This window comes from Streptomyces sp. NPDC055103, from assembly GCF_053607625.1.
In genome coordinates this window covers 32,315-55,858 of the sequence record NZ_JBSGTX010000048.1, presented here as the reverse complement: position 1 = coordinate 55,858, position 23,544 = coordinate 32,315, and the positions used below count along the sequence as shown (strand labels likewise).

At 70.8% G+C, this 23,544-nt stretch carries 27 protein-coding genes and 5 tRNA genes; 25 read left to right on the top strand and 7 right to left on the bottom strand.

The window, feature by feature from the left end:
* Positions 1–65: 65 nt before the first annotated feature.
* The 6 genes from ACWFR1_RS27210 to ACWFR1_RS27185 all read left to right on the top strand — a co-directional run bounded on the left by ACWFR1_RS27210 (position 66) and on the right by ACWFR1_RS27185 (position 1,427).
* Positions 66–788, top strand: coding sequence for an HAD family hydrolase (locus tag ACWFR1_RS27210; RefSeq protein ID WP_453555473.1), 723 nt, complete (start codon positions 66–68; stop codon positions 786–788).
* Positions 789–881: 93 nt separating this feature from the next.
* Positions 882–953: transfer RNA gene (locus ACWFR1_RS27205), tRNA-Gln, on the top strand.
* 43 nt (positions 954–996) lie between these two features.
* A tRNA-Glu gene (locus tag ACWFR1_RS27200) sits at positions 997–1,069 on the top strand.
* Between the two features lie 84 nt (positions 1,070–1,153).
* Positions 1,154–1,226: transfer RNA gene (locus tag ACWFR1_RS27195), tRNA-Glu, on the top strand.
* Positions 1,227–1,240: 14 nt separating this feature from the next.
* Positions 1,241–1,312 (top strand) — tRNA-Gln (locus ACWFR1_RS27190).
* A gap of 42 nt (positions 1,313–1,354) precedes the next feature.
* Positions 1,355–1,427: transfer RNA gene (locus tag ACWFR1_RS27185), tRNA-Glu, on the top strand.
* A gap of 129 nt (positions 1,428–1,556) precedes the next feature.
* Here the strand turns inward: ACWFR1_RS27185 and ndgR are convergent.
* Positions 1,557–2,273, bottom strand: a complete 717-nt coding sequence (ndgR, locus tag ACWFR1_RS27180) for an IclR family transcriptional regulator NdgR (protein WP_017235973.1) — start codon at positions 2,271–2,273, stop codon at positions 1,557–1,559.
* Positions 2,274–2,413: 140 nt separating this feature from the next.
* Here ndgR and leuC point away from each other — a divergent pair, with 140 nt between their 5' ends.
* From leuC to ACWFR1_RS27160, 4 genes are all read left to right on the top strand, one after another.
* Complete coding sequence (leuC, locus tag ACWFR1_RS27175) at positions 2,414–3,838, top strand: 3-isopropylmalate dehydratase large subunit (RefSeq protein WP_453555471.1); 1,425 nt, start codon at positions 2,414–2,416, stop codon at positions 3,836–3,838.
* Between the two features lie 6 nt (positions 3,839–3,844).
* A complete protein-coding gene (gene leuD / locus ACWFR1_RS27170) occupies positions 3,845–4,438 on the top strand; it encodes a 3-isopropylmalate dehydratase small subunit (RefSeq protein ID WP_453555469.1) in 594 nt (197 codons plus the stop codon).
* A gap of 104 nt (positions 4,439–4,542) precedes the next feature.
* Positions 4,543–4,770 carry an SCO5555 family protein gene (locus ACWFR1_RS27165; protein ID WP_024755921.1) on the top strand — a complete coding sequence of 76 codons (228 nt, stop codon included), beginning with the start codon at positions 4,543–4,545 and terminating at the stop codon, positions 4,768–4,770.
* Positions 4,771–4,913: 143 nt separating this feature from the next.
* Complete coding sequence (locus tag ACWFR1_RS27160) at positions 4,914–5,630, top strand: HU family DNA-binding protein (RefSeq protein WP_453555467.1); 717 nt, start codon at positions 4,914–4,916, stop codon at positions 5,628–5,630.
* A 118-nt stretch (positions 5,631–5,748) separates the two neighbouring features.
* On the opposite strand, the gene ACWFR1_RS27155 is transcribed toward ACWFR1_RS27160, so the two are convergent.
* Both ACWFR1_RS27155 and cofC read right to left on the bottom strand, forming a co-directional pair.
* Entirely contained in the window at positions 5,749–5,958 is a 210-nt protein-coding gene (locus ACWFR1_RS27155; RefSeq protein ID WP_282693978.1) for a hypothetical protein, read from the bottom strand.
* A gap of 10 nt (positions 5,959–5,968) precedes the next feature.
* Positions 5,969–6,616, bottom strand: a complete 648-nt coding sequence (gene cofC, locus ACWFR1_RS27150) for a 2-phospho-L-lactate guanylyltransferase (protein WP_453555464.1) — start codon at positions 6,614–6,616, stop codon at positions 5,969–5,971.
* 126 nt (positions 6,617–6,742) lie between these two features.
* Between cofC and ACWFR1_RS27145 the strand changes: the two genes are divergently transcribed.
* From ACWFR1_RS27145 to ACWFR1_RS27135, 3 genes are all read left to right on the top strand, one after another.
* The gene (locus ACWFR1_RS27145; RefSeq protein WP_453555462.1) at positions 6,743–7,504 is read left to right on the top strand and encodes a lysophospholipid acyltransferase family protein; all 762 of its coding nucleotides are present in this window, start codon (positions 6,743–6,745) and stop codon (positions 7,502–7,504) included.
* Positions 7,501–8,502 carry an NAD(P)H-dependent glycerol-3-phosphate dehydrogenase gene (locus tag ACWFR1_RS27140; RefSeq protein WP_400148346.1) on the top strand — a complete coding sequence of 334 codons (1,002 nt, stop codon included), beginning with the start codon at positions 7,501–7,503 and terminating at the stop codon, positions 8,500–8,502. Before ACWFR1_RS27145 ends, ACWFR1_RS27140 begins: the two co-directional genes overlap by 4 nt.
* Before the next feature lie 108 nt (positions 8,503–8,610).
* A complete protein-coding gene (locus ACWFR1_RS27135) occupies positions 8,611–9,750 on the top strand; it encodes a D-alanine--D-alanine ligase family protein (protein WP_453555460.1) in 1,140 nt (379 codons plus the stop codon).
* A 65-nt stretch (positions 9,751–9,815) separates the two neighbouring features.
* Here ACWFR1_RS27135 and ACWFR1_RS27130 read toward each other — a convergent pair whose 3' ends face one another.
* The gene (locus ACWFR1_RS27130; protein WP_453555458.1) at positions 9,816–10,313 is read right to left on the bottom strand and encodes a DUF3515 domain-containing protein; all 498 of its coding nucleotides are present in this window, start codon (positions 10,311–10,313) and stop codon (positions 9,816–9,818) included.
* A gap of 20 nt (positions 10,314–10,333) precedes the next feature.
* Complete coding sequence (locus ACWFR1_RS27125; protein ID WP_453555456.1) at positions 10,334–10,567, bottom strand: Lrp/AsnC family transcriptional regulator; 234 nt, start codon at positions 10,565–10,567, stop codon at positions 10,334–10,336.
* Between the two features lie 233 nt (positions 10,568–10,800).
* Here ACWFR1_RS27125 and ACWFR1_RS27120 point away from each other — a divergent pair, with 233 nt between their 5' ends.
* Positions 10,801–11,763 (top strand): thiamine-phosphate kinase, encoded by a 963-nt coding sequence (locus tag ACWFR1_RS27120; RefSeq protein ID WP_356677356.1) that lies wholly within the window; start codon positions 10,801–10,803, stop codon positions 11,761–11,763.
* On the top strand, positions 11,760–12,584 hold the full coding sequence (gene thiD / locus ACWFR1_RS27115; RefSeq protein ID WP_453555454.1) for a bifunctional hydroxymethylpyrimidine kinase/phosphomethylpyrimidine kinase: 825 nt from the start codon (positions 11,760–11,762) through the stop codon (positions 12,582–12,584). Before ACWFR1_RS27120 ends, thiD begins: the two co-directional genes overlap by 4 nt.
* 111 nt (positions 12,585–12,695) lie before the next feature.
* Here thiD and rpmB read toward each other — a convergent pair whose 3' ends face one another.
* Positions 12,696–12,881 carry a 50S ribosomal protein L28 gene (rpmB, locus tag ACWFR1_RS27110; RefSeq protein WP_453555452.1) on the bottom strand — a complete coding sequence of 62 codons (186 nt, stop codon included), beginning with the start codon at positions 12,879–12,881 and terminating at the stop codon, positions 12,696–12,698.
* A gap of 270 nt (positions 12,882–13,151) precedes the next feature.
* Here rpmB and ACWFR1_RS27105 point away from each other — a divergent pair, with 270 nt between their 5' ends.
* From ACWFR1_RS27105 to mutM, 9 genes are all read left to right on the top strand, one after another.
* A complete protein-coding gene (locus ACWFR1_RS27105; RefSeq protein WP_453555450.1) occupies positions 13,152–14,780 on the top strand; it encodes a DAK2 domain-containing protein in 1,629 nt (542 codons plus the stop codon).
* A 242-nt stretch (positions 14,781–15,022) separates the two neighbouring features.
* On the top strand, positions 15,023–17,251 hold the full coding sequence (gene recG / locus ACWFR1_RS27100) for an ATP-dependent DNA helicase RecG (protein WP_453555449.1): 2,229 nt from the start codon (positions 15,023–15,025) through the stop codon (positions 17,249–17,251).
* 67 nt (positions 17,252–17,318) lie between these two features.
* Complete coding sequence (gene rsmD / locus ACWFR1_RS27095) at positions 17,319–17,903, top strand: 16S rRNA (guanine(966)-N(2))-methyltransferase RsmD (RefSeq protein WP_453555447.1); 585 nt, start codon at positions 17,319–17,321, stop codon at positions 17,901–17,903.
* A gap of 26 nt (positions 17,904–17,929) precedes the next feature.
* A complete protein-coding gene (gene coaD / locus ACWFR1_RS27090) occupies positions 17,930–18,409 on the top strand; it encodes a pantetheine-phosphate adenylyltransferase (protein ID WP_314620756.1) in 480 nt (159 codons plus the stop codon).
* A 110-nt stretch (positions 18,410–18,519) separates the two neighbouring features.
* Positions 18,520–19,563, top strand: coding sequence for an ATP synthase F0 subunit B (locus ACWFR1_RS27085; RefSeq protein ID WP_453555445.1), 1,044 nt, complete (start codon positions 18,520–18,522; stop codon positions 19,561–19,563).
* 73 nt (positions 19,564–19,636) lie between these two features.
* Positions 19,637–20,344, top strand: coding sequence for a YceD family protein (locus ACWFR1_RS27080; protein WP_453555491.1), 708 nt, complete (start codon positions 19,637–19,639; stop codon positions 20,342–20,344).
* A 2-nt stretch (positions 20,345–20,346) separates the two neighbouring features.
* The gene (rpmF, locus tag ACWFR1_RS27075) at positions 20,347–20,520 is read left to right on the top strand and encodes a 50S ribosomal protein L32 (protein ID WP_015036448.1); all 174 of its coding nucleotides are present in this window, start codon (positions 20,347–20,349) and stop codon (positions 20,518–20,520) included.
* A 20-nt stretch (positions 20,521–20,540) separates the two neighbouring features.
* Positions 20,541–21,353 carry a ribonuclease III gene (gene rnc / locus ACWFR1_RS27070; RefSeq protein ID WP_453555443.1) on the top strand — a complete coding sequence of 271 codons (813 nt, stop codon included), beginning with the start codon at positions 20,541–20,543 and terminating at the stop codon, positions 21,351–21,353.
* 118 nt (positions 21,354–21,471) lie between these two features.
* Complete coding sequence (gene mutM / locus ACWFR1_RS27065; RefSeq protein ID WP_453555441.1) at positions 21,472–22,326, top strand: bifunctional DNA-formamidopyrimidine glycosylase/DNA-(apurinic or apyrimidinic site) lyase; 855 nt, start codon at positions 21,472–21,474, stop codon at positions 22,324–22,326.
* Between the two features lie 64 nt (positions 22,327–22,390).
* On the opposite strand, the gene ACWFR1_RS27060 is transcribed toward mutM, so the two are convergent.
* The gene (locus ACWFR1_RS27060) at positions 22,391–22,789 is read right to left on the bottom strand and encodes a winged helix-turn-helix transcriptional regulator (RefSeq protein WP_453555439.1); all 399 of its coding nucleotides are present in this window, start codon (positions 22,787–22,789) and stop codon (positions 22,391–22,393) included.
* Between the two features lie 124 nt (positions 22,790–22,913).
* Here ACWFR1_RS27060 and ACWFR1_RS27055 point away from each other — a divergent pair, with 124 nt between their 5' ends.
* The gene (locus ACWFR1_RS27055; RefSeq protein ID WP_453555437.1) at positions 22,914–23,498 is read left to right on the top strand and encodes a flavodoxin family protein; all 585 of its coding nucleotides are present in this window, start codon (positions 22,914–22,916) and stop codon (positions 23,496–23,498) included.
* The last annotated feature ends 46 nt before the right edge of the window (positions 23,499–23,544 follow it).

Genomic DNA, 23,544 nt, shown 5'->3' with positions numbered 1-23,544 from the left:
CGCGGCGTTCCCGGACCCGGCGGAAAAGACCCGCGCGGACCGGTGAGCGGCGGTACGGTCGGGTCATGGCCATCCGAGCGGTCCTGTGGGACGTGGACGACACGATCTTCGACTACGAGGGCGCCGACCGCGCCGGCATGCGCGGGCACCTGACGGCCGAAGGCCTCCTCGACGGGTACGACTCCGTCGACCAGGCCCTGGACCGCTGGAAGGAGCTCACGGAGCTCCACTGGCGCCGCTTCGAGATCGAGGGCGGCGACTTCCAGGACCAAAGGCGGGCCCGGGTCCGGGACTTCCTCGGGGAGCCGGGGCTCTCCGTCGCCGGGGCCGACGACTGGTTCGACCGGTACGTCGTCCACTACCAGTCCGCCTGGGAGCTCTTCCCCGACGCGCTGCCCGTCCTCGACCTGCTCGCGGACGACTACCGCCACGCGGTCCTCTCGAACTCCAGCATCCACGCCCAGGAGCCCAAGCTCCGTGCCCTGGGCGTACGCGACCGTTTCGAGGCCGTTCTCTGCGCCGCCGAGCTCGGTGTCGCCAAGCCCGCCCCCGAGGCCTTCCACGCCGCCTGTGCGGCCCTCGGCCTGGCCCCGGAGGAGATCGCGTACGTGGGGGACCAGCCCGACATCGACGCGCGGGGCGCGGTCGAGGCGGGGCTCCTGGGCATCTGGCTGGACCGCGCGGACACCGGCGGCCGGCCCGAGCTGCGGCGGATCACGGACCTGGGCCAGCTCCCCGCCCTGCTCGGCGGGGATACCCGTTTTGGAGCACCGTCCACCTTCGGGTAATGTTCTTTCTGCGCCGAGGGGAGCAAGCCGAAAGGCAAGAACCCGGAAAGCGCAAGCCGAGCAAGGTTCTCCCTGGTGGAGACGTTGCCCCGGTGGCCTATGGTGTAATTGGCAGCACGACGGTTTCTGGTTCCGTTAGTCTTGGTTCGAGTCCAGGTAGGCCAGCTCGCAGAGCTTCATCTGCAAACCAGTGGATGGCATCCACAAAGCCCCCGTTGTGTAGCGGCCTAGCACGCCGCCCTCTCAAGGCGGTAGCGCCGGTTCGAATCCGGTCGGGGGTACAGATCCATCCTGCGGACCACTTGGGTAGCTCCCGGTGAATCCGCGGTGACATCACCCGGCTCATGCCGGGTGGGATCGCTAGGGCCCCCGTTGTGTAGCGGCCTAGCACGCCGCCCTCTCAAGGCGGTAGCGCCGGTTCGAATCCGGTCGGGGGTACGGTGTAACCACCATGGCCTATGGTGTAATTGGCAACACTACGGTTTCTGGTACCGTCATTCTTGGTTCGAGTCCAGGTAGGCCAGCTCGCAGAGCTTCATCTGCACCAGCGGATCTGATCCGCGAAGGCCCCCGTTGTGTAGCGGCCTAGCACGCCGCCCTCTCAAGGCGGTAGCGCCGGTTCGAATCCGGTCGGGGGTACAAAACGAAGAAGCCCTTCCCTTCGGGGGAGGGCTTCTTCGCTGTTCCCTCGTTACCCGCGCACAACTCCGGCCCACCGCTGCGGCGTTGAAGCGGTGGGCCGGGGGACGGACAGGAGGGACGGAGACGTCAGCCGTTACGGCGGAGCGCCTCGGAGAGACGGGCGGCGGCGTCGATGACCGCCTGGGCGTGCATACGGCCCGGGTGGCGCGTCAGACGCTCGATCGGACCCGAGACCGACACGGCGGCCACGACGCGGTTCGACGGGCCGCGTACGGGCGCGGAGACGGACGCGACGCCCGGCTCCCGCTCACCGATCGACTGGGCCCAGCCGCGGCGCCGTACGCCCGACAGGGCCGTCGCCGTGAAGCGGGCGCCCTGGAGGCCGCGGTGCAGCCGCTCGGGCTCCTCCCAGGCCATCAGGATCTGCGCGGAGGAGCCGGCCTTCATGGTCAGCGTCGAGCCGACCGGCACGGTGTCCCGCAGGCCCGAGAGCCGCTCGGCCGCCGCCACGCAGATGCGCATGTCGCCCTGCCGGCGGTAGAGCTGCGCGCTCTCGCCGGTGACGTCGCGCAGATGCGTCAGCACCGGGCCCGCGGTCGCGAGCAGGCGGTCCTCGCCGGCCGCGGCCGCGAGCTCCGAGAGGCGCGGTCCGAGGATGAACCGGCCCTGCATGTCACGGGCCACCATCCGGTGGTGTTCCAGTGCCACGGCGAGTCGATGTGCCGTGGGTCGTGCGAGTCCCGTCGCCGCGACCAGTCCTGCGAGGGTGGCCGGACCGGACTCCAGGGCGCTCAGGACAAGGGCTGCCTTGTCGAGAACGCCTACGCCGCTAGAGTTGTCCATGCAACGATACTCGCGTCTCACTCTGTGAAACGCAAGTTCAATTTTCCGAGGACCTTGGCACTCTGGTGATGCGGCCGCACAACGGCCCGCGAAACGGGTCTCTAGTTGTGCCGACGCAGACGTCGGCCGGAGGGAAAGCGATGGGTAGGACACTCGCGGAGAAGGTCTGGGACGACCATGTCGTCCGGCGCGCAGAGGGCGAGCCCGACCTCCTCTTCATCGATCTGCACCTGCTGCACGAGGTGACCAGCCCCCAGGCCTTCGACGGTCTGCGCCAGAACGGCCGGCAGGTGCGGCGCCTCGACCTCACCATCGCCACCGAGGATCACAACACCCCGACCCTCGACATCGACAAGCCCATCGCGGACCCCGTCTCCCGCGCCCAGCTGGAGACCCTGCGGAAGAACTGCGCCGAGTTCGGCGTCCGGCTGCACCCGCTGGGCGACGTCGAGCAGGGCGTCGTCCACGTCGTCGGTCCGCAGCTGGGCCTGACCCAGCCGGGCACGACCGTCGTCTGCGGCGACTCGCACACCTCCACGCACGGCGCCTTCGGCGCCCTGGCGTTCGGCATCGGCACCAGCCAGGTCGAGCACGTGCTCGCCACCCAGACGCTGCCGCTGGCCCGCCCGAAGACCATGGCCATCACGATCGACGGCGAACTGCCCGAGGACGTCACCGCCAAGGACCTGATCCTCGCGATCATCACCAAGATCGGCACCGGCGGCGGCCAGGGCTACATCCTGGAGTACCGCGGCTCCGCCATCGAGAAGCTCTCGATGGAGTCCCGGATGACCATCTGCAACATGTCGATCGAGGCCGGCGCCCGCGCGGGCATGATCGCCCCCGACGAGACCACCTTCGCCTACCTGGAGGGCCGCGCCCACGCCCCCGAGGGCGAGGACTGGGACGCCGCCGTCGCGTACTGGAAGACCCTGAAGTCCGACGAGGACGCGGTCTTCGACGCCGAGGTCGTCATCGACGCCGCCTCGCTGGCGCCGTTCGTCACCTGGGGCACCAACCCCGGCCAGGGCGCACCGCTTTCGGCGAACGTCCCCGACCCGGCTTCGTACGAAGACGCTTCGGAGCGCCTCGCCGCCGAAAAGGCCCTGGAGTACATGGGGTTGACCGCCGGACAGCCGCTGCGCGACATCAAGGTCGACACCGTCTTCGTAGGCTCCTGCACCAACGGCCGCATCGAGGACCTGCGCAACGCCGCCGGACTGCTCAAGGGCCGCCAGGTCGCCGACGGTGTCCGCATGCTGGTCGTCCCCGGCTCCGTCCGGGTCGCCCTGCAGGCCGTCGAGGAGGGCCTGGACAAGGTCTTCAAGGAGGCCGGCGCCGAATGGCGGCACGCGGGCTGCTCGATGTGTCTGGGCATGAACCCCGACCAACTGGCTCCCGGTGAGCGCTCCGCGTCCACCTCCAACCGCAACTTCGAGGGCCGGCAGGGCAAGGGCGGCCGGACCCACCTGGTCTCGCCCCAGGTCGCCGCCGCCACCGCCGTACTGGGCCACCTGGCCTCCCCGGCCGATCTGTCCGACGTCGCCACCACCGCGGGGGTCTGAGGAACCATGGAAGCTTTCACCACGCACACCGGCCGGGCCGTCCCGCTGCGCCGCAGCAACGTCGACACCGACCAGATCATCCCGGCGCACTGGCTCAAGAAGGTCACCCGCGACGGCTTCGAGGACGGCCTCTTCGAGGCCTGGCGCAAGGACTCCGAGTTCATCCTCAACCGCCCCGAGCGGCAGGGTGCCTCGGTCTTGGTCGCCGGCCCTGACTTCGGCACCGGCTCCTCCCGTGAGCACGCCGTCTGGGCGCTCCAGAACTACGGCTTCCAGACGGTCATCTCCGCCCGCTTCGCCGACATCTTCCGCGGCAACTCGCTGAAGAACGGCCTGCTGACCGTCGTCCTGCCGCAGGAGACGGTGGACGCGCTCTGGGAGCTGACCGAGGCCGACCCGACCGCCGAGATCACCGTCGACCTGGAGCGGCGCAAGGTCCTGGCCGCCGGGATCGACGCGGACTTCGAGCTCGACGAGAACGCCCGCTGGCGTCTGCTGAACGGACTCGACGACATCAGCCTCACCCTTCAGAACGAAGGGGACATCGCGGCCTACGAGGCGGCGCGACCGGCCCACAAGCCCCGTACAATTACGGTCTGAGCAGCGCTTTTCCAAGACTGCGCCCCCCACCGCCAGGTGGGGGGCGCAGTCGCTTGTTGGGACCCTGTCGGGCGACAACTCGCCCTAGATGGCACAATCGGTGCATGGAACGCGACAGCCAACTCGAGCTCTACGAGTCAGTCGCCGCCCGATTGAAGGAAGCGCACACAAGAGTGCGCTCACTGCAAGTCCCGGAGGGCGTAAGGATGGCGCTGTCCCGGAAGCTGCTGGTCGTGACGGCCGCGGCGAAGCACGATCTCAAGGACGCGGCAGCGCGTCTGGACCGGTTGATGAAGGACCTCGACGAGGGCCGATTCCCAGAGGACGACTGACACCAGGAACTCCGCAGCGGGTCTTTCGCGTTGCGGCACTAGGGTGATTAGCCCGTTTCGTGTTTGATTTGCGGTATATACATGCCTAACGTGCGAAAAAGCTTGAACACTTTCGTTCTGGCAATGTCTCCGAAGGGGAAGACGTGAACAAGGCGCAGCTCGTAGAAGCGATTGCCGACAAGATGGGCGGTCGCCAGCAGGCCGCCGAAGCCGTCGACCACGTGCTCGACGCCATCGTGCGTGCCGTGGTCGGGGGGGACCGGGTCTCGGTCACGGGCTTCGGCTCGTTCGAGAAGGTCGACCGTCCGGCCCGCTACGCCCGCAACCCGCAGACGGGCGAGCGCGTCCGGGTCAAGAAGACCTCGGTTCCGCGCTTCCGTGCGGGTCAGGGCTTCAAGGACCTGGTCAGCGGCTCGAAGAAGCTCCCCAAGGGTGGCGAGGTCTCCGTCAAGAAGGCCCCCAAGGGCAGCCTCACCGGTGGCGCCGCCGCCGCGACCGTGAAGAAGGCCGCGGCCAAGAAGGCCACCACCGCCAAGAAGGCCGCCGCGAAGAAGGCGACCCCGGCGAAGAAGGCCACGACGGCCGCCGCGAAGAAGGCGACCCCGGCCAAGAAGACCACCACGGCCACGACCGCGGCGGCGAAGAGGACCACCCCCGCGGCGAAGAAGGCCTCGACGGCGGCGAAGAAGACCACGACCGCCGCCGCCAAGAAGACCACCACGACCGCCGCGAAGAAGGCCGTGAAGGCCACGGCCAAGAAGACCGCGCCGGCCGCGAAGAAGGCCACGGCGACGAAGGCGCCCGCGAAGAAGACCACGGCGCGCAAGACGACCGCCAAGAAGGCCGCCGCCAAGAAGTAGGACGAGCGGTACCACCCGCCGGGCCGGGCTCCCCATCCAGGAGCCCGGCCCGCGGCGCGCTCTGGGGGAGATGGGGAGGGGGAGGGGAGAGGAGAACGGCGGGGAGGAGGGGAGTCGCTCAGAAGGTCTGGAGCGTCACCAGCGTGATCCGCAGGCCTGCCCCCGACGTACCGGGCTCCGCCTCGATCCGCACCCGCTGGCCCGGCCGCAGCAGCCGCAGCCCGCCCGCGTCGAAGGCCTCCGCCCCGAACTCCACGGGGGTGCCGTCGTCGAGCAGCACACTGCCGCTGCGGGTCTCGGAGTCGTACGTGTACGCGGTCGCCTGCATGGACCGCAGCCTATCCGGCCGCCGGCAGCCACCGGGCGGCCGTCCGCGGGCCGAGCCCCAGCGCCCGGGCCTCCGCCAGATCCTCGCCGGTGTCCACGTCCCGGCGTACGGAATCCACCCCGGCCAGCCGGATTTCCACCGCGCCCGACGACAAATGCCGCAGCCTCGACGCGCCCCCGAATGCCGGTTCCAATTTCACGCCCGGACCCGCCGAGAGGAATGTCGTACCTATTTCGGCGGCATCCGCGAGAAATGCTCTCGGAAATTTCCGGGCGGTGTCCAGGACCCGGGCCAGCTCCGGGGTCCGCAGCGCCGGCAGATCGGCGTTGAGCGCGGCCACGCGCGCGTGCGGCAACCGCTCCCGTATCGCGTCGACCCCGTGCGCCAGCGCCGCGTTGAGCCCCGCCGCCGGGGTGTCCGGCACGATCCGCGCCCCCAGGGCAGCGAGGGCGGTCCCGGCCGTCGGGTCGTCCGTGACGACCACCACATCCCGTACGCGCGCGCAGTTCAGCACGGCCCCCACCGTGTCCTCGGCGAACGCGAGGGCCAGCCGGGGGCGCAGCAGGGGTCCTGTCGCCGCGGCCAGTCTGCTCTTCGCCAGGGCAAGGGGTTTCAGGGGTACGACCAGGTACCAGCCGTCGTCCGCGTCGCTGTTCATCGGGGCCCATTCTGTCCCGCCCGCGCGGTCCGCCGGGGGCCCCGGGGCGTACCGTGTCCTCGACAGACCAGGAGCATGGGGCGACACTTGACCCCCTGCCAGCCAGTCCCGGAGAAAGGTGTCCGAGTGCCCCGCCGCAGAATCGGCTTCTGGTACCGCCTCGCGGCGGTCATCGCCAAACCCCCCCTGGTGGTTCTGTTCAAGCGGGACTGGCGCGGTATGGAGCACATTCCGGCCGACGGCGGATTCATCACCGTGGTCAACCACAACTCCTACCTGGACCCGCTGTCCTACGCGCATTACCAGTACAACACCGGTCGCGTCCCGCGCCTTCTCGCCAAGGCGGGCCTCTTCAAGAGCCCCTTCGTCGGCATGATGCTGCGCAACACCGGCCAGATCCCCGTCTACCGCGAGACGACCAACGCGCTGGACGCCTTCCGCGCCGCCGTCGCCGCCATCGAGAGCGGCGAGTGCGTCGCCTTCTACCCCGAGGGCACCCTGACCCGGGACCCCGACATGTGGCCGATGGCCGGCAAGACGGGCGCCGCCCGCGTCGCGCTCCTCACCAAGGTCCCGGTCGTCCCGGTGGCCCAGTGGGGCGCCAACCTCGCGATGCCGCCGTACGCCAAGGACAAGAAGCTCAGCCTCTTCCCCCGCAAGACGCTGATCGTCCAGGCCGGTCCGCCGGTCGACCTCTCCCGCTTCGACGGTCTCGAGCCGACCCCCGAGGTGCTCCGCGAGGCCACCGAGGTCATCATGGCCGCCATCACCGCCCTCCTGGAGGAGGTCCGCGGTGAGAAGGCGCCCGCCGAACCGTACGACCACCGCAAGGCCCGCCTCGAACAGCGGCGCAAGGCCGCCGAGGCCGCCGAGAAGGGCACCAAGTGACCAAGGCAGCCGTCTTCGGCAACGGATCCTGGGGCACCGCCTTCGCGATGGTGCTCGCCGACGCGGGCTGCGAGGTGAGCCTCTGGGGCCGCCGCGCGGAGCTCGCGAAGGAGATCAACGCCACCCGGGTCAACCCCGACTACCTCCCGGGCATCGAACTCCCCCGGGCGATCACGGCCACCGCGGACCCGGCCGAGGCCGCCCACGGCGCCGACTTCACCGTCCTCGTCGTCCCCTCGCAGACCCTGCGCGGCAACCTCGCCGCCTGGAAGCCGCTGCTCGCCCCGGACACCGTCCTCGTCTCCCTCATGAAGGGCGTCGAACTCGGCACGGCCGAGCGGATGAGCGAGGTCGTCATGGAGGTCGCGGACGTGCCCGCCGAGCGCGTGGCCGTCCTCACCGGACCCAACCTCGCCCTGGAGATCGCCTCCCGGCAGCCCGCCGCCGCCGTCGTCGCCTGTGTCGACGAGTCGGTCGCGCAGCGGTTCCAGGCCGCCTGCATGACTCCGTACTTCCGCCCGTACACGCACACCGACGTCGTCGGCTGCGAGCTCGGCGGCGCGGTCAAGAACGTCATCGGGCTCGCCGTCGGCATCGCCAACGGCATGGGCCTCGGCGACAACTCGAAGGCCACGCTCATCACCCGCGGCCTCGCCGAGACCACCCGCCTCGGCCTCGCCATGGGCGCCGACCCGCTGACCTTCTCCGGCCTCGCGGGCCTCGGCGACCTGGTGGCCACCTGCTCCTCGCCGCTCTCCCGGAACAACACCTTCGGCACCAACCTGGGCCGCGGGATGACCCTCCAGGAGACCATCGCGGCCACCAAGCAGACCGCCGAGGGCGTCAAGTCCTGCGAGTCCGTGCTGGATCTGGCCCGCCGCCACGGTGTCGACATGCCGATTACCGAGACCGTCGTCTCGATCGTCCACGAGGGCAAGCCGCCGGTCGTCGCCCTCAAGGAGCTGATGTCCCGCAGCGCGAAGTCCGAGCGCCGCTGACCTACGCGAAACGTCCGCGGGACGCACGCCGAACCTCCGCAGGACGTACGCGCGCGGGCGGGCGGGGCGCTCAGTCGTTCGGGAGTCGCAAGGTACGCTCATCGCGATATGAGCGAGAACACCCAGAGCCCCCGCAAGCCCCGCGTGGCCGTCGTCTTCGGCGGTCGCAGCTCCGAGCACGCCATCTCCGTCGTCACGGCGGGCGCCGTCCTGAGCGCCATCGACCGGGACAAGTACGACGTGCTGCCCATCGGCATCACGACGGACGGGCGCTGGGCGCTCACCGCTGACGCGCCCGAGCGCATGGCCATCGCCGACCGCGCCCTGCCGAACGTCACCGACCTGGCCGAGTCCGCGGAGGGCGGCGTCGTCCTCTCCGTCGACCCCGCCAACCGCGAGGTCGTCCTCAGCGAGCCCGGCACCGTGCCGAAGGCCCTCGGCGAGGTCGACGTGGTCTTCCCGATGTTGCACGGCCCGTACGGCGAGGACGGCACCCTCCAGGGCCTCCTGGAGCTCTCCGGAGTCCCCTACGTCGGCGCCGGCGTCCTCGCCTCCGCCGTGGGCCAGGACAAGGAGTACATGAAGCGCGTCTTCGTCTCCTTCGGCCTCCCCGTCGGCCCGTACGAGGTCATCCGCCCGCGCGAGTGGGACCAGAACCCGGCCGCCGCCCGCAAGAAGATCGTCGAGTTCGCCGCCGAGCACGGCTGGCCGCTCTTCGTGAAGCCGGCCCGCGGCGGCTCGTCCATGGGCATCACCAAGGTCGACGACCTCTCCGGCCTGGACGAGGCCATCGAGGAGGCCCGCCGCCACGACCCGAAGATCCTCGTCGAGTCGCTCCTGCGCGGCCGCGAGATCGAGTGCGGCGTCCTGGAGTTCGAGGACGGCCCGCGCGCCAGCGTCCCGGCCGAGATCCCGCCGGTCACGGACCACGACTTCTACGACTTCGAGGCCAAGTACATCGACTCGGCCTCCGGCATCGTGCCGGCGCCGATCGGCGACGAGGCCACCGCCGAGATCCAGCGACTGGCCGTCGCCGCGTACGAGGCGGTCTCCTGCGAGGGCCTGGTGCGCGCCGACTTCTTCCTCACGGAGGAAGGCGAGTTCGTCATCAACGAGATCAACACGATGCCCGGCTTCACGCCGATCTCCATGTACCCGCGCATGTGGCAGGCGAGCGGAGTCGACTACCCCGAGCTCGTCGACCGGCTGATCCAGGCCGCGCTGACCCGCTCCACGGGCCTGCGCTGACGGGAAGCCGGTAGCCCTGCCCCGGAAGCCCTGAGCCGGCACGGACCATGAGATCCGGAGTGCGTCTAGACGCACTCCGGATCAATGCCGCAGGGGATCGTCCGCGCCACGGGGGCCGCGAGATCCGCGAGCGGCGTCGCGTCGTGGGCGTACCGCTCGTCCATCGTCACCTCGACGTACGTCTTGCGGTACACCGAGGTGAAACGGGGCCCGCCGCCCTCCGGACGCTCCAGCATCCAGTTCACGCCGTTCGCCTCGACGGCCTGGGAGTTCGGATCGCTCATCTTTTCGGGCCGGGGGACCCCGCAGCGCAGTACGATCGCACCGTCGCCCCACCCGGCGGTCAGCTCGGAGCCCGGCTCCGGATCGCTCCGCCCAAGCCCTGCCACGGTGTCCGGCAGCTCCTTCTCCAGCGCCTGGCAGAGGGCCGCCTCCGCCGTCGACGGGCGGGGAACCGCCACGGACGCCCCGGCGTCCGTCCAGGAGCAGCCGGTGGCGGCCGACAGCAGGACGGCTGCCGTGACGAAGGCGGGCAGGCCGAAGGGCCGGTGGGAAGACTTCACCGGCCAAGCGTAGACGGGGGCTACAGATGAACGACCGGGCAGGTGAGGGTACGCGTGATGCCGTCCACTTGCTGGACCTTGGCGACCACCATGCGGCCCAACGCGTCGACCGTGTCCGCCTCCGCGCGCACGATCACGTCATAGGGACCGGTCACGTCTTCGGCCTGGAGCACCCCCGGGATCTTGGAGATGGTCTCGGCGACGGTCGACGCCTTGCCCACCTCGGTCTGAATAAGGATGTACGCCTGTACCACGGAACCTCCAGGGCGACCACGAGGATCTTGTGGGAGAAAGGGACGCCACGGTACCGCGTCGCCGCGGGCCACGGGGAGACCCGCGCGTCCCGGGGCACTCGCGTTGTGGCGTACGCACGACAGAAGTTGACGGTCTACTTGACGGTACCCAGCACGGTGACGGCCCGCGACCCGCGGCGCGCCCAGACGCGCCCCCGCCCGCCGGCCGGCACGAAGACACGAGGTGAGGCGCGGTGAAGGGCACAGTCGGAGAGCTGGGCGAGTTCGGGCTCATCAGGGAGCTCACGTCCCGGCTCACCTCCACCCCGGCGGTACGGATCGGGCCCGGCGACGACGCCGCGGTCGTCTCCGCACCCGACCGGCGCGTGGTGGCCAGCACGGACATCCTCCTCGAAGGACGTCACTTCCGCCGCGACTGGTCGACGGCGTACGACGTCGGCCGCAAGGCCGCCGCGCAGAACCTCGCCGACATCGCCGCCATGGGCGCGGTCCCCACCGCGCTCCTCCTCGGCCTCGTCGTCCCCGCCGAACTTCCCGCCACCTGGCCCGTCGAACTCATGGACGGACTGCGGGACGAATGTCAGGTCGCGGGTGCGGCCGTGGTCGGCGGCGACGTCGTCCGCGGCGACACCATCACCATCGCCATCACCGCACTCGGCGATCTCCGCAACCACGACCCGGTGACCCGGGGCGGGGCCCAGCCCGGCGACGTCGTCGCCTACACGGGCTGGCTCGGCTGGTCCGCCGCCGGATACGCGGTCCTCTCCCGCGGCTTCCGCTCGCCCCGCGCCTTCGTCGAGGCCCACCGCAGGCCCGAGCCGCCGTACCACGCGGGTCCCGCGGCGGCGGGACTCGGCGCCACCGCCATGTGCGACGTCAGCGACGGACTGATCGCCGACCTCGGCCACATCGCCGAGGCCAGCAAGGTCCGCATCGACCTGCGCTCCGGGCTCATCGACATCCCCACCCAGATGAACGACATCGGCCAGGCCGTCGGCGTCGACCCCATGCAGTGGGTGCTCACCGGGGGAGAGGACCACGCCATCGTGGCCACCTTCCCGCCGGACGTGAAGCTCCCGGCCCGCTGGAAGGTCATCGGCGAGGTCCTGAACCCCTCGGCCCTGCCGCAGGTCACCGTGGACGGCGCCCCCTGGCACAGCGCGGGCGGCTGGGACCACTTCGGGGAGACGGAGTGACCGCTGGGCCCCCGCCGGGCCCCGCGCGCGTGCCCCCGCTCGTGCTCACCGTCGCCGGATCCGACTCCGGCGGCGGGGCCGGCATCCAGGCCGACCTGAAGACGATGCTCGCGCTCGGCGTCCACGGCATGAGCGTGCTCACCGCCGTCACCGCCCAGAACTCGCGGGGCGTCCAGGGCGCGTGGGAGCTGCCCGAGGAGGCCGTACGGGCCCAGTACCGGGCCGTCGTCGACGACATCGGCGTCCAGGCGGTGAAGACGGGCATGCTGGCCTCCGCCGGACTCGTCGAGACGGTGGCGGAGCTCCTCGCCGGGACGGCGGCGCCGGTGGTCGTGGACCCCGTCGGCGTCTCCAAGCACGGGGACTCGCTGCTTGCGGCCTCGGCGCTCGCATCCGTACGGACGAAGCTGCTGCCCGTCGCGACCGTCGCCACCCCCAACCTGGACGAGGTGGCGCAGCTCACAGGCGTCCACGTCCTGCGCGAGAGCGACATGCGGGTCGCCGCCGAGGCGATCCTGGCCTACGGGGCGGACTGGGCCCTGATCAAGGGCGGGCACCTGCCCACCGGGCACGAGGCCGTCGACCTGCTCACGGACGGCACCGAGGAGCACTGGCTGCGCGCACCCCGGCACGACAACCGGCACACGCACGGCACGGGCTGCACGCTCGCCTCGGCGGTGGCCTCGGGCCTCGCCAAGGGCCTGGCGGTACCGGAGGCGGTACGGCAGGCCAAGGAGTACGTGACCGGGGCCATCGCCGCCGGATTCGCCCTGGGCTCGGGCATCGGCCCGGTCGACCACGCCTGGCGCTTCAGGGCGTAACGGTAGAACGGCTTCCGGAAAGGATTCCGGGTACGGCAAGAGGCCGGTTCACCTAGGTGAACCGGCCTCTCAAGGCGACCGCAGGGGCTGCGCTACGACGGAACGTCGCGATTAGCGCGAGACCTTGCCGGCCTTGATGCACGAGGTGCAGACGTTGAGCCGCTTCGGCGTCACACCGACCACGGCACGCACGCGCTGGATGTTCGGGTTCCAGCGACGGGACGTACGGCGGTGCGAGTGCGAGATGTTGTTGCCGAAGCCCGGCCCCTTGCCGCAGACGTCGCAGTTGGCAGCCACGGGTCACTCCAAAAGCTTCAGAATTACAGTGAAATCCGGCGCACCGGAATCAGGAGTCTGAAGTGGCTTGCCGGGGGATGGCCCGGTGGGAACCGGGCAACCGAAGCAGCATACAACGCCTGCATCGGTGGAACGAAACTACCATGGTCTGCGCCGACCTCGCCCCCGACCCAGGTCACTGGGGCCCCTGCTCGAGCGAAGCCGAGAGCTTGGGGGAAGGACCCCCCGGGTCTACCCTGCGGTGAGCTCACCGCCGAAGGAGGCCCCCTGTTGTCGCGAGCCCTTCAGCCTTTCGAGGAGCTCGTCGAGCTCGACGCCGAAGCGCTCCGGACCTGGTCCGCGCGGGCGCTCGAAGCCCTCGGGCGGGAGCGCGAGGAGATCGACGCGATCAACGTCTACCCGGTCGCGGACGGGGACACCGGCACCAACCTGTACCTGACGGCGGAAGCCGCCCACCAGGCCGTCGAAGCCGTCTTCGCCGCCGCCGAACCCGACGCCGCCGAGACCGTACGGGCCATGGCGCACGGGGCCCTGCTCGGCGCCCGCGGCAACTCCGGGACCATCCTCGCCCAGCTGCTGCGCGGCATGGCGGCCGTCCTCGTCGAAGGACATGACGGTGATCACCTCGCCCGCGCCCTCGCGGAGGCCGCCGACGCCGCCCGCCGGGCCGTCGCCCGCCCCGTCGAGGGCACGATCCTCACCGTGGCCTCCGCCGCGGCGAAGGCCTGCACCGGCGGCGGCGGGCTCGTGGAGGTGGCGGGAAGCGCCTACGAGGGCGCCAGGACCGCCCTGGCCACCACCCGGGGCCAGCTGGACGTCCTCACCCGGGCCGGCGTCGTGGACGCCGGCGGACAGGGCCTCGTGACGGTCCTCGGAGCGCTCGTGGAGACCGTCACCGGCCGGACCCCGGCCCGCCCCGAGACACCGCCGCACGGCGTGGTCGTGCCGGCCGCCCCCGCCGCGCCCGGGGAATGCGGCACCGAGGACGGACCCGCGTACGAGGTGATCTACCTCCTGGAGGCCGAGGACGCGGCCGTGGACCTGCTCAGGTCCCGCCTCGACGCGCTGGGGGAGTCCCTGGTCGTCGTCGGCGGCGACGGGCTCTGGAACGTCCATGTGCACGTCGACGACGCCGGAGCCGCCGTCGAGGCCGGCATCGAGGCGGGACGCCCCCACCGGATCCGCGTCACCCACTTCGCGAGCACCCCGGCCGAGCCGGACGCGCGCGGGGCACGGGCCCAGCGCGCGGTGGTCGCCGTCGTCCCCGGCGCGGGCCTCGCCGGACTGTGCGCCGAGGCCGGCGCCACCACCGTCCAGACCCGCCCGGGCGAACAGCCCGCGGGAGACGAACTCGTCGACGCGATCCGACGGGCGCACGCCCGCGAGGTCGTCCTCCTGCCCAACGACACCGAGCTGCGCCAGACGGCCGTCGCCGCCGCCGAACGGGCCCGGGCGGAGGGCATCCGCGTCGCCCTCATCCCGACCCGGGCCGCCGTCCAGGGCATCGCCGCCCTCGCCGTCCACGAACCGGACCGCCGCTTCGACGAGGACGTCGTCGCCATGACGGCCGCCGCGGGCGCCACCCGCTACGCCGAACTCGCCGTCGCCGAGCGCCAGTCCTTCACCTCGGCCGGCGTCTGCCAGGCCGGCGACGTCCTCGGCCTCATCGAGGGCGACGTCGCCGTCATCGGCCAGGACCTCACCGAGACGGCCCGCACGGTCCTCGACCGCATGCTCTCGGCCGGCGGCGAACTCGTCACCCTGATCGTCGCCGACGACACCCCGCCCGACCTGGCCACCGCCCTCGAACGCCACGTCCGCCGCGGCTACCTGGCCGTCGACACGACCACGTACCACGCGGGAGAGGGCGCCCCGCCGCTGCTCATCGGAGTGGAGTGAGAGCGCCCGGACTTTGACCTCGCGAGATCGCGGCCCCAAAGCCCGGGCGCTCAGGCACACCGTGTCGCTCGGAGGCGTGGTGTGCAGTGACTCCGCCGGTGCGTGATGCGGTGGCTCCTCACTTGCCCGCTTACGCGAACTCATGACGGACAAGCCCTGCCCGATGCCCAACGGCATACCGAGAACCTAGCGCCCCACCGGCACGGGTGTCCGCGAGTTCCAGAATCGCGGGGAGGGCCGAAATGTCAGCGTGGTGGTGTGCAATAGATTCCGTGCCCGCGCTCGACGAACCACTCAAGAAGTCCCTCGGCCCCGCCACCGCCAAGGTCATGGCCGAGGCGCTCGACCTGCACACGGTCGGGGACCTGCTCCACCACTACCCCCGCCGGTACGCCGAGCGGGGGGAGCTGACCACCCTCGCCGACCTGCCGCTCGACGAGCACGTCACGGTCGTCGCGCAGGTCGCCGACGCCCGCGTGCTCACCTTCAACGGCTCCAAGGGACGCGGCCAGCGCCTCGAAGTGACCATCACGGACGGCAGCGGCCGCCTCCAACTGGTCTTCTTCGGCAAGGGCGTGCACAAGCCGCACAAGGACCTGCTGCCCGGCACCCGCGCGATGTTCTCCGGCAAGGTCTCGCTCTTCAACCGGCGCCTCCAGCTCGCCCACCCCGCGTACGAACTCCTCCGCGCCGACGACGCCGCAGCCGAGAGCGCGGACAGCGTGGCCGGCTGGGCCGGGGCCCTCATCCCGATCTACCCGGCCACCACCAAACTGGAGTCCTGGAAGATCGCCAAGGCCGTCGACGCCGTCCTGCCGCACGCCGCGGACGCCGTCGACCCCCTGCCGCCCGCCCTCCGCGAGGGCCGCGGCCTCTCCGAGCTGCCCGACGCCCTGCGGAAGATCCACCGCCCCCGTACGAAGGCGGACGTCGCCGACGCCCGCGACCGGCTCAAGTGGGACGAGGCCTTCGTCCTCCAGGTCGCCCTCGCCCGCCGACGGCACGCCGACACCCAACTCCCCGCCGTCGCCCGGCGCCCCGTCCCCGGTGCCATCCTCGACGCCTTCGACGCCAAGCTGCCCTTCACCCTCACCGACGGCCAGCGGAAGGTCACCCGCGAGATCTTCGACGACCTCGCCACCGAACACCCCATGCACCGCCTCCTCCAGGGGGAGGTCGGATCGGGGAAGACGATGGTCGCCCTGCGCGCCATGCTCGCCGTCGTCGACGCCGGGGGACAGGCCGCGATGCTCGCGCCCACCGAGGTCCTCGCCCAGCAGCACCACCGCTCGGTCACCGAGATGATGGGCGAGCTCGCCGAGGGCGGGATGCTCGGCGGCGCCGACCGCGCCACCAAGGTCGTCCTGCTCACCGGCTCCATGGGCACCGCCGCCCGCCGGCAGGCCCTGCTCGACCTCGTCACCGGCGAGGCCGGGATCGTCATCGGCACGCACGCGCTGATCGAGGACAAGGTGCAGTTCCACGACCTCGGCCTGGTCGTCGTCGACGAACAGCACCGCTTCGGCGTCGAGCAGCGCGACGCCCTGCGCGGCAAGGGCAAGCAGCCGCCCCACCTCCTGGTGATGACCGCCACCCCCATCCCGCGCACCGTCGCCATGACCGTCTTCGGCGACCTGGAGACCTCCGTCCTCGACCAGCTCCCCGCGGGACGCTCCCCGATCGCCACCCACGTCGTCCCCGCCGCCGACAAACCGCACTTCCTCGCGCGCGCCTGGGAGCGGGTGCGCGAGGAGGTGGAGAACGGCCACCAGGCGTACGTCGTCTGCCCCCGCATCGGCGACGAGGAGGACCAGAAGAAGAAGTCCAAGGCGTCCGCCGAGGACGAGGCCGAGAAGCGCCCGCCGCTCGCCGTCCTCGAGGTCGCCGAGAAGCTCCGCACGGGCCCCCTCGCGGGCCTGCGGATCGCCGTCCTGCACGGCCGCATGCACCCCGACGACAAGGACGACGTCATGCGCCGCTTCGCCGCAGGCGACCTCGACGTCCTCGTCGCCACCACCGTCATCGAGGTCGGCGTCAACGTCCCCAACGCCACCGCCATGGTGATCATGGACGGCGACCGCTTCGGCGTCTCCCAGCTCCACCAGCTCCGCGGCCGCGTGGGCCGGGGATCCGCCCCCGGCCTCTGCCTCCTCGTCACCGAGATGCCGGAGGCCAGCCCCGCCCGGGAGCGCCTCGCCGCCGTCGCCGCCACCCTCGACGGCTTCGAGCTCTCCCGCATCGACCTCGAACAGCGCCGGGAGGGCGACGTCCTCGGCCAGGCCCAGTCCGGCGTCCGCTCCTCCCTCAAGGTGCTCACCGTCATCGACGACGAGGAGGTCATCGCCGCCGCCCGCGAGGAGGCCACCGCGGTCGTCCTCGCCGACCCGGACCTCACCGCCCACCCCGGACTGCGCACCGCCCTCGAGGCCCTGCTCGACAAGGACCGGGAGGAGTACCTGGAGAAGGGCTGACCGCAGCCCGGCGGCAACCGCCATAAGCTGATGCGTACGCAATGGCTCATGGAGAACGAGGACACCGATGACCCGCGTGATCGCCGGTATCGCCGGCGGACGCCGCATGGCCGTACCCCCGGGCACTGGCACCCGCCCCACCTCCGACCGGGCGCGTGAGGGCCTCTTCTCCACCTGGGAGGCGTTCCTCGGCACCCTCGAAGGGACCCGGGTCGCCGACCTGTACGCCGGCTCCGGCGCCGTCGGGCTCGAAGCGCTCTCCCGGGGCGCGGTCCACGCGCTCCTCGTCGAGGCCGACCCCCGCGCCGCGAAGACGATCCGCGACAACATCAGGACGCTCGGCCTGCCCGGCGCCGAACTGCGGACCGGCAAGACGGAGCAGATCGTGACAGGTCCGGCCCCGGCCGACCCGTACGACCTGGTCTTCCTCGACCCGCCGTACGCCGTCGCGGACGACGATCTTCGCGAGATCCTCCTCACACTCCGCTCGGAGGGCTGGCTCACTGGCGATGCCCTCGTCACCGTGGAGCGCAGCACCCGAGGCGGGGAGTTCGGCTGGCCGGACGGATTCGAGCCACTGCGGGCCCGTCGCTACGGCGAGGGAACGTTTTGGTACGGTCGCGCCGCCTCTACGTGCGAAGACGCACCATGACCGGACCGGAGAGCGAGGGACTCACGTTGCGCCGCGCCGTCTGTCCGGGGTCGTTCGACCCCATCACCAACGGACATCTCGACATCATCGCCCGCGCCTCCAAGCTGTACGACGTCGTACACGTCGCGGTGATGATCAACCAGTCCAAGCAGGGACTGTTCACGGTCGACGAGCGGATCGAGCTGATCCGCGAGGTCACCGCCGACTTCGGCAACGTCGAGGTGGAGTCCTTCCACGGACTCCTCGTCGACTTCTGCAAGCAGCGGGACATCCCCGCCATCGTCAAGGGCCTGCGCGCGGTCAGCGACTTCGACTACGAGTTGCAGATGGCGCAGATGAACATCGGGCTCTCGGGCGTGGAGACCCTCTTCGTCCCCACCAACCCGACGTACAGCTTCCTCTCCTCCTCGCTGGTCAAGGAGGTGGCGGCCTGGGGCGGCGACGTCTCGCACCTGGTCCCGCCGCAGGTCCTCGGCCGGCTTACCGAGCGCCTCGCGCGGAAGTGACGCGCGGCCATCACCCCTGACGCTCCGTCACCTGGTGTCGGACGGGAGCCGACTGCCCTTACAGTCGTCCCGTCCGTCTCCATCCAGCTGTAGAGAGTGGCGAGCACCCGGTGGACGTGCAGAAGAAGCTCGACGAGATCGTCGCGACCGTTCAGGGCGCCCGTTCCATGCCCATGTCGGCATCCTGCGTGGTCAACCGCGCCGAGCTGCTCTCCCTGCTCGAAGAGGTACGGGACGCCCTGCCCGGCTCCCTCGCCCAGGCCCAGGAGCTGATCGGCGGCCGCGAGCAGCTGGTCGAGCAGGCCCGCCAGGAGGCCGACCGGATCATCGAGGCCGCTCACGCCGAGCGCGGCTCGATCGTCTCCGACACCCAGGTCGCCCGGGAGTCGCAGGGCGAGGCCGACCGGATCCTCGCCGAGGCCCGCCGCGAGGCCGAGGAGGTCCGCGCCGAGGCCGACGACTACGTCGACTCCAAGCTCGCCAACTTCGAGGTCGTCCTCAACAAGACCATCGGCTCCGTCGACCGGGGCCGCGAGAAGCTCCTCGGCCGCGGCCCGGGCCTCGACCGTGACGGGTACGCGGACGAGGACGCCCCCGAGTACAGCGCGGACCCGCAGACCCTGATCAGCAGGGCCGACGAGTACGTCGACGCCAAGCTCGGCGCCTTCGAGGCGGTCCTCAGCAAGACCCTGGAGGCCGTCGGGCGCGGGCGGCAGAAGCTGCACGGCCGGATCGCCACCGACGACCTCGGCGAGCACATGGCCGCGCAGGACGGGCTCGCCGGCACGGTGCACACCAGCGACGCCGACTACCTCGCCGGACTCGCGGAGCTCGCCGACCCCCAGCCGGCCCCGATCGCCGCCCAGGCCCCCGCGCAGATCCCGGCCCAGCAGCAGCCAGACCCGTACTACCAGCAGCAGCCGCAGCAGGACCCCGGGTACGGCTACCAGCAGCAGCCGGACCCGTACGGCTACCAGCAGCAGCCCGACCCGTACGCGTACCAGGGTCAGTACGGCTACGAGCAGCAGCACCAGTACCAGCCCCAGGCCCCGCAGCAGCAACAGCAGCCGGCCGCCGCGCTCGACGAAACCAGTTTCTTCGACACGAGCATGATCGACCTGGAGCAGTTGCGCCGGTACGAACAGGGGCAGTAAGGGGCTCAGGGCCCGGATTGGGCCCTGAGCGAAGCGTCCAGTATCCTGGCTCTTCGGTCGCGCGTATTCCGCGATCCCCGCTGCCCACTTCTGGCAGCCCCCTCACGATTCGAAAGCAGGAAGAGCCCTGAGCACGCGCCTTGACCACCGCAACCCCCTCGTGTTCGACACGCACGAGCTGGGGCGGCGTCCTGGCGCCCTCCAGCGGCTCTCGCGTTCCGTCGAGGCCCCCACGGCCCTCGGCGTCGAAGGGGTCATCGGAGTGCCCGAGGGCGCTCCCGTGGAAATCGATCTCCGTCTTGAGTCGGTCATGGAAGGGGTGCTTGTCACAGGCACCGCCCGTGCATCGGCCGAGGGGGAGTGCGTAAGGTGTCTGGAGCCCGTCGAGCTGGAGCTCGACGTGGACTTCCAGGAGATGTTCTCGTACCCCGACTCCGACGACCGGGGCCGCTCCAAGGCGGCCGCGGACGACGAAGCCGAGGAAGACGAGAGCATGACCCCCCTCGAGGACGGCATGTTCGACCTCGAACCTCTGCTGCTTGATGCGGTGGTGCTCGCACTGCCGATGCAGCCGGTGTGCCGGGTGGACTGTGCGGGTCTGTGCTCCGAGTGTGGAGCCAACCTGAACGAGAACCCGGACCACCATCATGATGCCGTCGACGCTCGTTGGGCGGCATTGCAGGGACTCGCCGGTTCGCTGGGAACCGATGAGAAGGACAACATGAGCGGCAAAGCCTCTGACGGGGACGTCCGAAGCGCCGCCGAGAAGCAGGAGAAGTAGCCGTGGCTGTTCCGAAGCGGAAGATGTCGCGCAGCAACACGCGCCACCGCCGGTCGCAGTGGAAGGCTGCGGTCCCCACCCTGGTTTCGTGTGAGCGTTGCCAGGAGCCGAAGCTGCAGCACATCGCGTGCCCGAGCTGCGGCACCTACAACAAGCGCCAGGTCCTCTCGGTCTGATTGGGCTGGTGAGAGGCGCAATGTCTGAGTCCCGCAAGACGGACGACAAGACGGACCATGCCTCGTCCCACACGCTTCTGGAAGGGCGGCTCGGCTATCAGCTCGAGTCCGCCCTTCTGGTGCGTGCACTGACCCACCGTTCGTTCGCGTACGAGAACGGCGGCCTGCCCACCAACGAGCGTCTCGAGTTCCTCGGGGATTCCGTGCTCGGCCTGGTGGTCACGGACACGCTGTACCGCACCCACCCCGACCTGCCCGAAGGCCAGCTGGCCAAACTGCGGGCCGCGGTGGTCAACTCACGTGCACTTGCGGAGGTCGGTCGTGGCCTCGAACTCGGCTCCTTCATCCGGCTCGGCCGGGGCGAAGAGGGCACGGGTGGCCGGGACAAGGCGTCCATCCTCGCCGACACCCTTGAAGCGGTGATCGGCGCGGTCTATCTCGACCAGGGCCTCGACGCGGCATCGAAGCTGGTTCACCGGCTCTTCGATCCGCTGATCGAGAAGTCCTCGAACCTCGGTGCGGGCCTGGACTGGAAGACCAGTCTCCAGGAGCTCACCGCGGCAGAGGGCCTGGGTGTGCCGGAGTACCTCGTCTCCGAAGAGGGCCCGGACCACGAGAAGGTCTTCACTGCTGCCGCCCGCGTCGGTGGTGTCTCGTACGGCACCGGCACTGGCCGCAGCAAGAAGGAAGCGGAGCAGCAGGCGGCGGAATCCGCGTGGCGCGAGATTCGCGCCGCCGCGGACGAGCGCGTGGCGGCGGCCAAGGCCGCTGCCGAAGCCGGTACGGGAGAGGTCGCCGACCCCTCTCCGTCCACCAACGGGGCGACGGCCTGAGGGCTGTCACCCACCGCTTCCACGAGAACCCCGCCTCAGGGCGGGGTTCTCGTTTTTTCCCCCGTGCGTACGCCGTAGGGTGGAAGCGCTGTCGATCGACGTCGTCCTGAGGAGTCCCGTGCCCGAGCTGCCCGAGGTCGAGGTCGTACGGCGCGGTCTGGAGCGCTGGGTCGCCGGGCGGACCGTGACCGAGGTCGAGGTGCTGCACCCGAGGGCCGTGCGGCGCCATCCGGCGGGTGGCCCGGACTTCGCGGCGCGGCTGAAGGGGCAGCGGTTCGAGGTGGCGCGGCGGCGGGGCAAGTACCTCTGGCTGCCGCTGGCCGACACCGGCACCTCCGTGCTCGGCCATCTCGGCATGAGCGGCCAGCTGCTCGTCCAGCCGGAGGACGCCGCCGACGAGAAGCACCTCCGCATCCGGATCCGCTTCGACGACGTCGCCGGCACCGAGCTCCGCTTCGTCGACCAGCGCACTTTCGGCGGGCTCTCGCTCCATGACCAGACCCCCGACGGGCTGCCGGACGTCATCGGGCACATCGCCCGCGATCCGCTGGACCCGGAGTTCGACGAGGACGCGTTCCACCGGGCGCTGCGGCAGCGCCGTACGACGGTCAAGCGGGCCCTGCTCGACCAGTCCCTGATCAGCGGCGTCGGCAACATCTACGCCGACGAGGCGCTCTGGCGGTCCCGGCTGCACTACGAGCGGCCCACCGCCACGCTCACCCGGCCGCGCTCGGCAGAGCTCCTCGGGCACGCCCGGGACGTGATGAACGAAGCCCTCGCGGTCGGCGGGACGAGCTTCGACAGCCTGTACGTGAACGTCAACGGCGAGTCCGGCTACTTCGACCGCTCGCTGGACGCCTACGGGCGCGAGGACGAGCCGTGTCACCGCTGCGGTACGCCGATGCGCAGACGCCCCTGGATGAACCGCTCCAGCTACTTCTGCCCGCGCTGCCAGCGGCCGCCGCGCCCTTAGGGCCTGTCCGGGCCGGGCCCTGAGGCGGCCTGCGCTCAGAGGCGGACTGCGCCCTGGCCGGGGGTCAGTTCGTGACGGCGGCCGCGGCCGGGGCCGTGCGCTCCGCGTCGTAGCTCTCGCGGGCCGCCTCCACCTGCGGCATCCGGCCTTCCACCAGCTCGATCAGGCCGATGAGCCGCTCCGCGATCTCGCGGCCGAGCGGGGTGAGCCGGTAGTCGACCCGGGGCGGGTTCGTGGGCTGTGCGTCGCGGTGGACCAGGCCGTCGCGCTCCAGGGCGTGGAGCGTCTGCGACAGCATCTTCTCGCTCACGCCGTCGACCCGGCGCCGCAGCTCGTTGAAGCGGAACGTCCCGTCGTACAGGGCGCCGAGGGTCAGGCTGCCCCAGCGGCCCGTCACGTGCTCCAGCGTGCCGCGCGAGGGACAGGCACGCGCGAAGACGTCGTAGGCGAGGTCGTCAGTCATGCCCTCCACCGTACTCGCGCACAGCGCTCACCGCCACGGTGGCGCTAACCACTCGCTTGCGCTTTCTAAAAGTTAGCGCTCTAATTCTGGTCATCACCCCGCAGACCTGTTCGAGGAGCTCCTTGTGGCCACCCCCGTCGTCTCCATCGCGTACCACTCCGGCTACGGCCACACCGCCGTCCTCGCCGAGGCGGTCCGCGACGGTGCCGCCGACGTCGGCGCCACCGTCCACCTGATCAAGGTCGACGGCATCACCGACGCCGAGTGGGAGCTGCTCGACTCCTCCGACGCGATCGTCTTCGGCTCCCCGACCTGCATGAGCACCGCCTCCGGCGCCTTCCACCAGTTCGCCGAGGCCACCTCGAAGCGCTGGTTCTCCGACGCGTGGCTGGACAAGCTCGCCGCCGGATTCACCAACTCCGGCTCCAAGAGCGGTGACAAGCTGCACACCCTGCAATTCTTCCAGACCCTCGCCGGCCAGCACGGCATGACCTGGGTCAACCTCGGCCTGAAGCCCGGCTGGAACAGCAGCGAGGCCTCCGAGAACGACCTCAACCGCCTCGGCTTCTTCTCCGGCGCCGGCGCCCAGACCCACACCGACCTGGGCCCCGACGGTGTCCACAAGGCGGACGTCGCCACCGCCGAGCACCTGGACCGTCGCGTCGCCGTCACCGCCCGCACCTTCGTGGCCGGCAAGGCCGCCGCCTGATCCCGCGCAGGAGAAAGGGCCCCGTCACCGGAGTGGTGACGGGGCC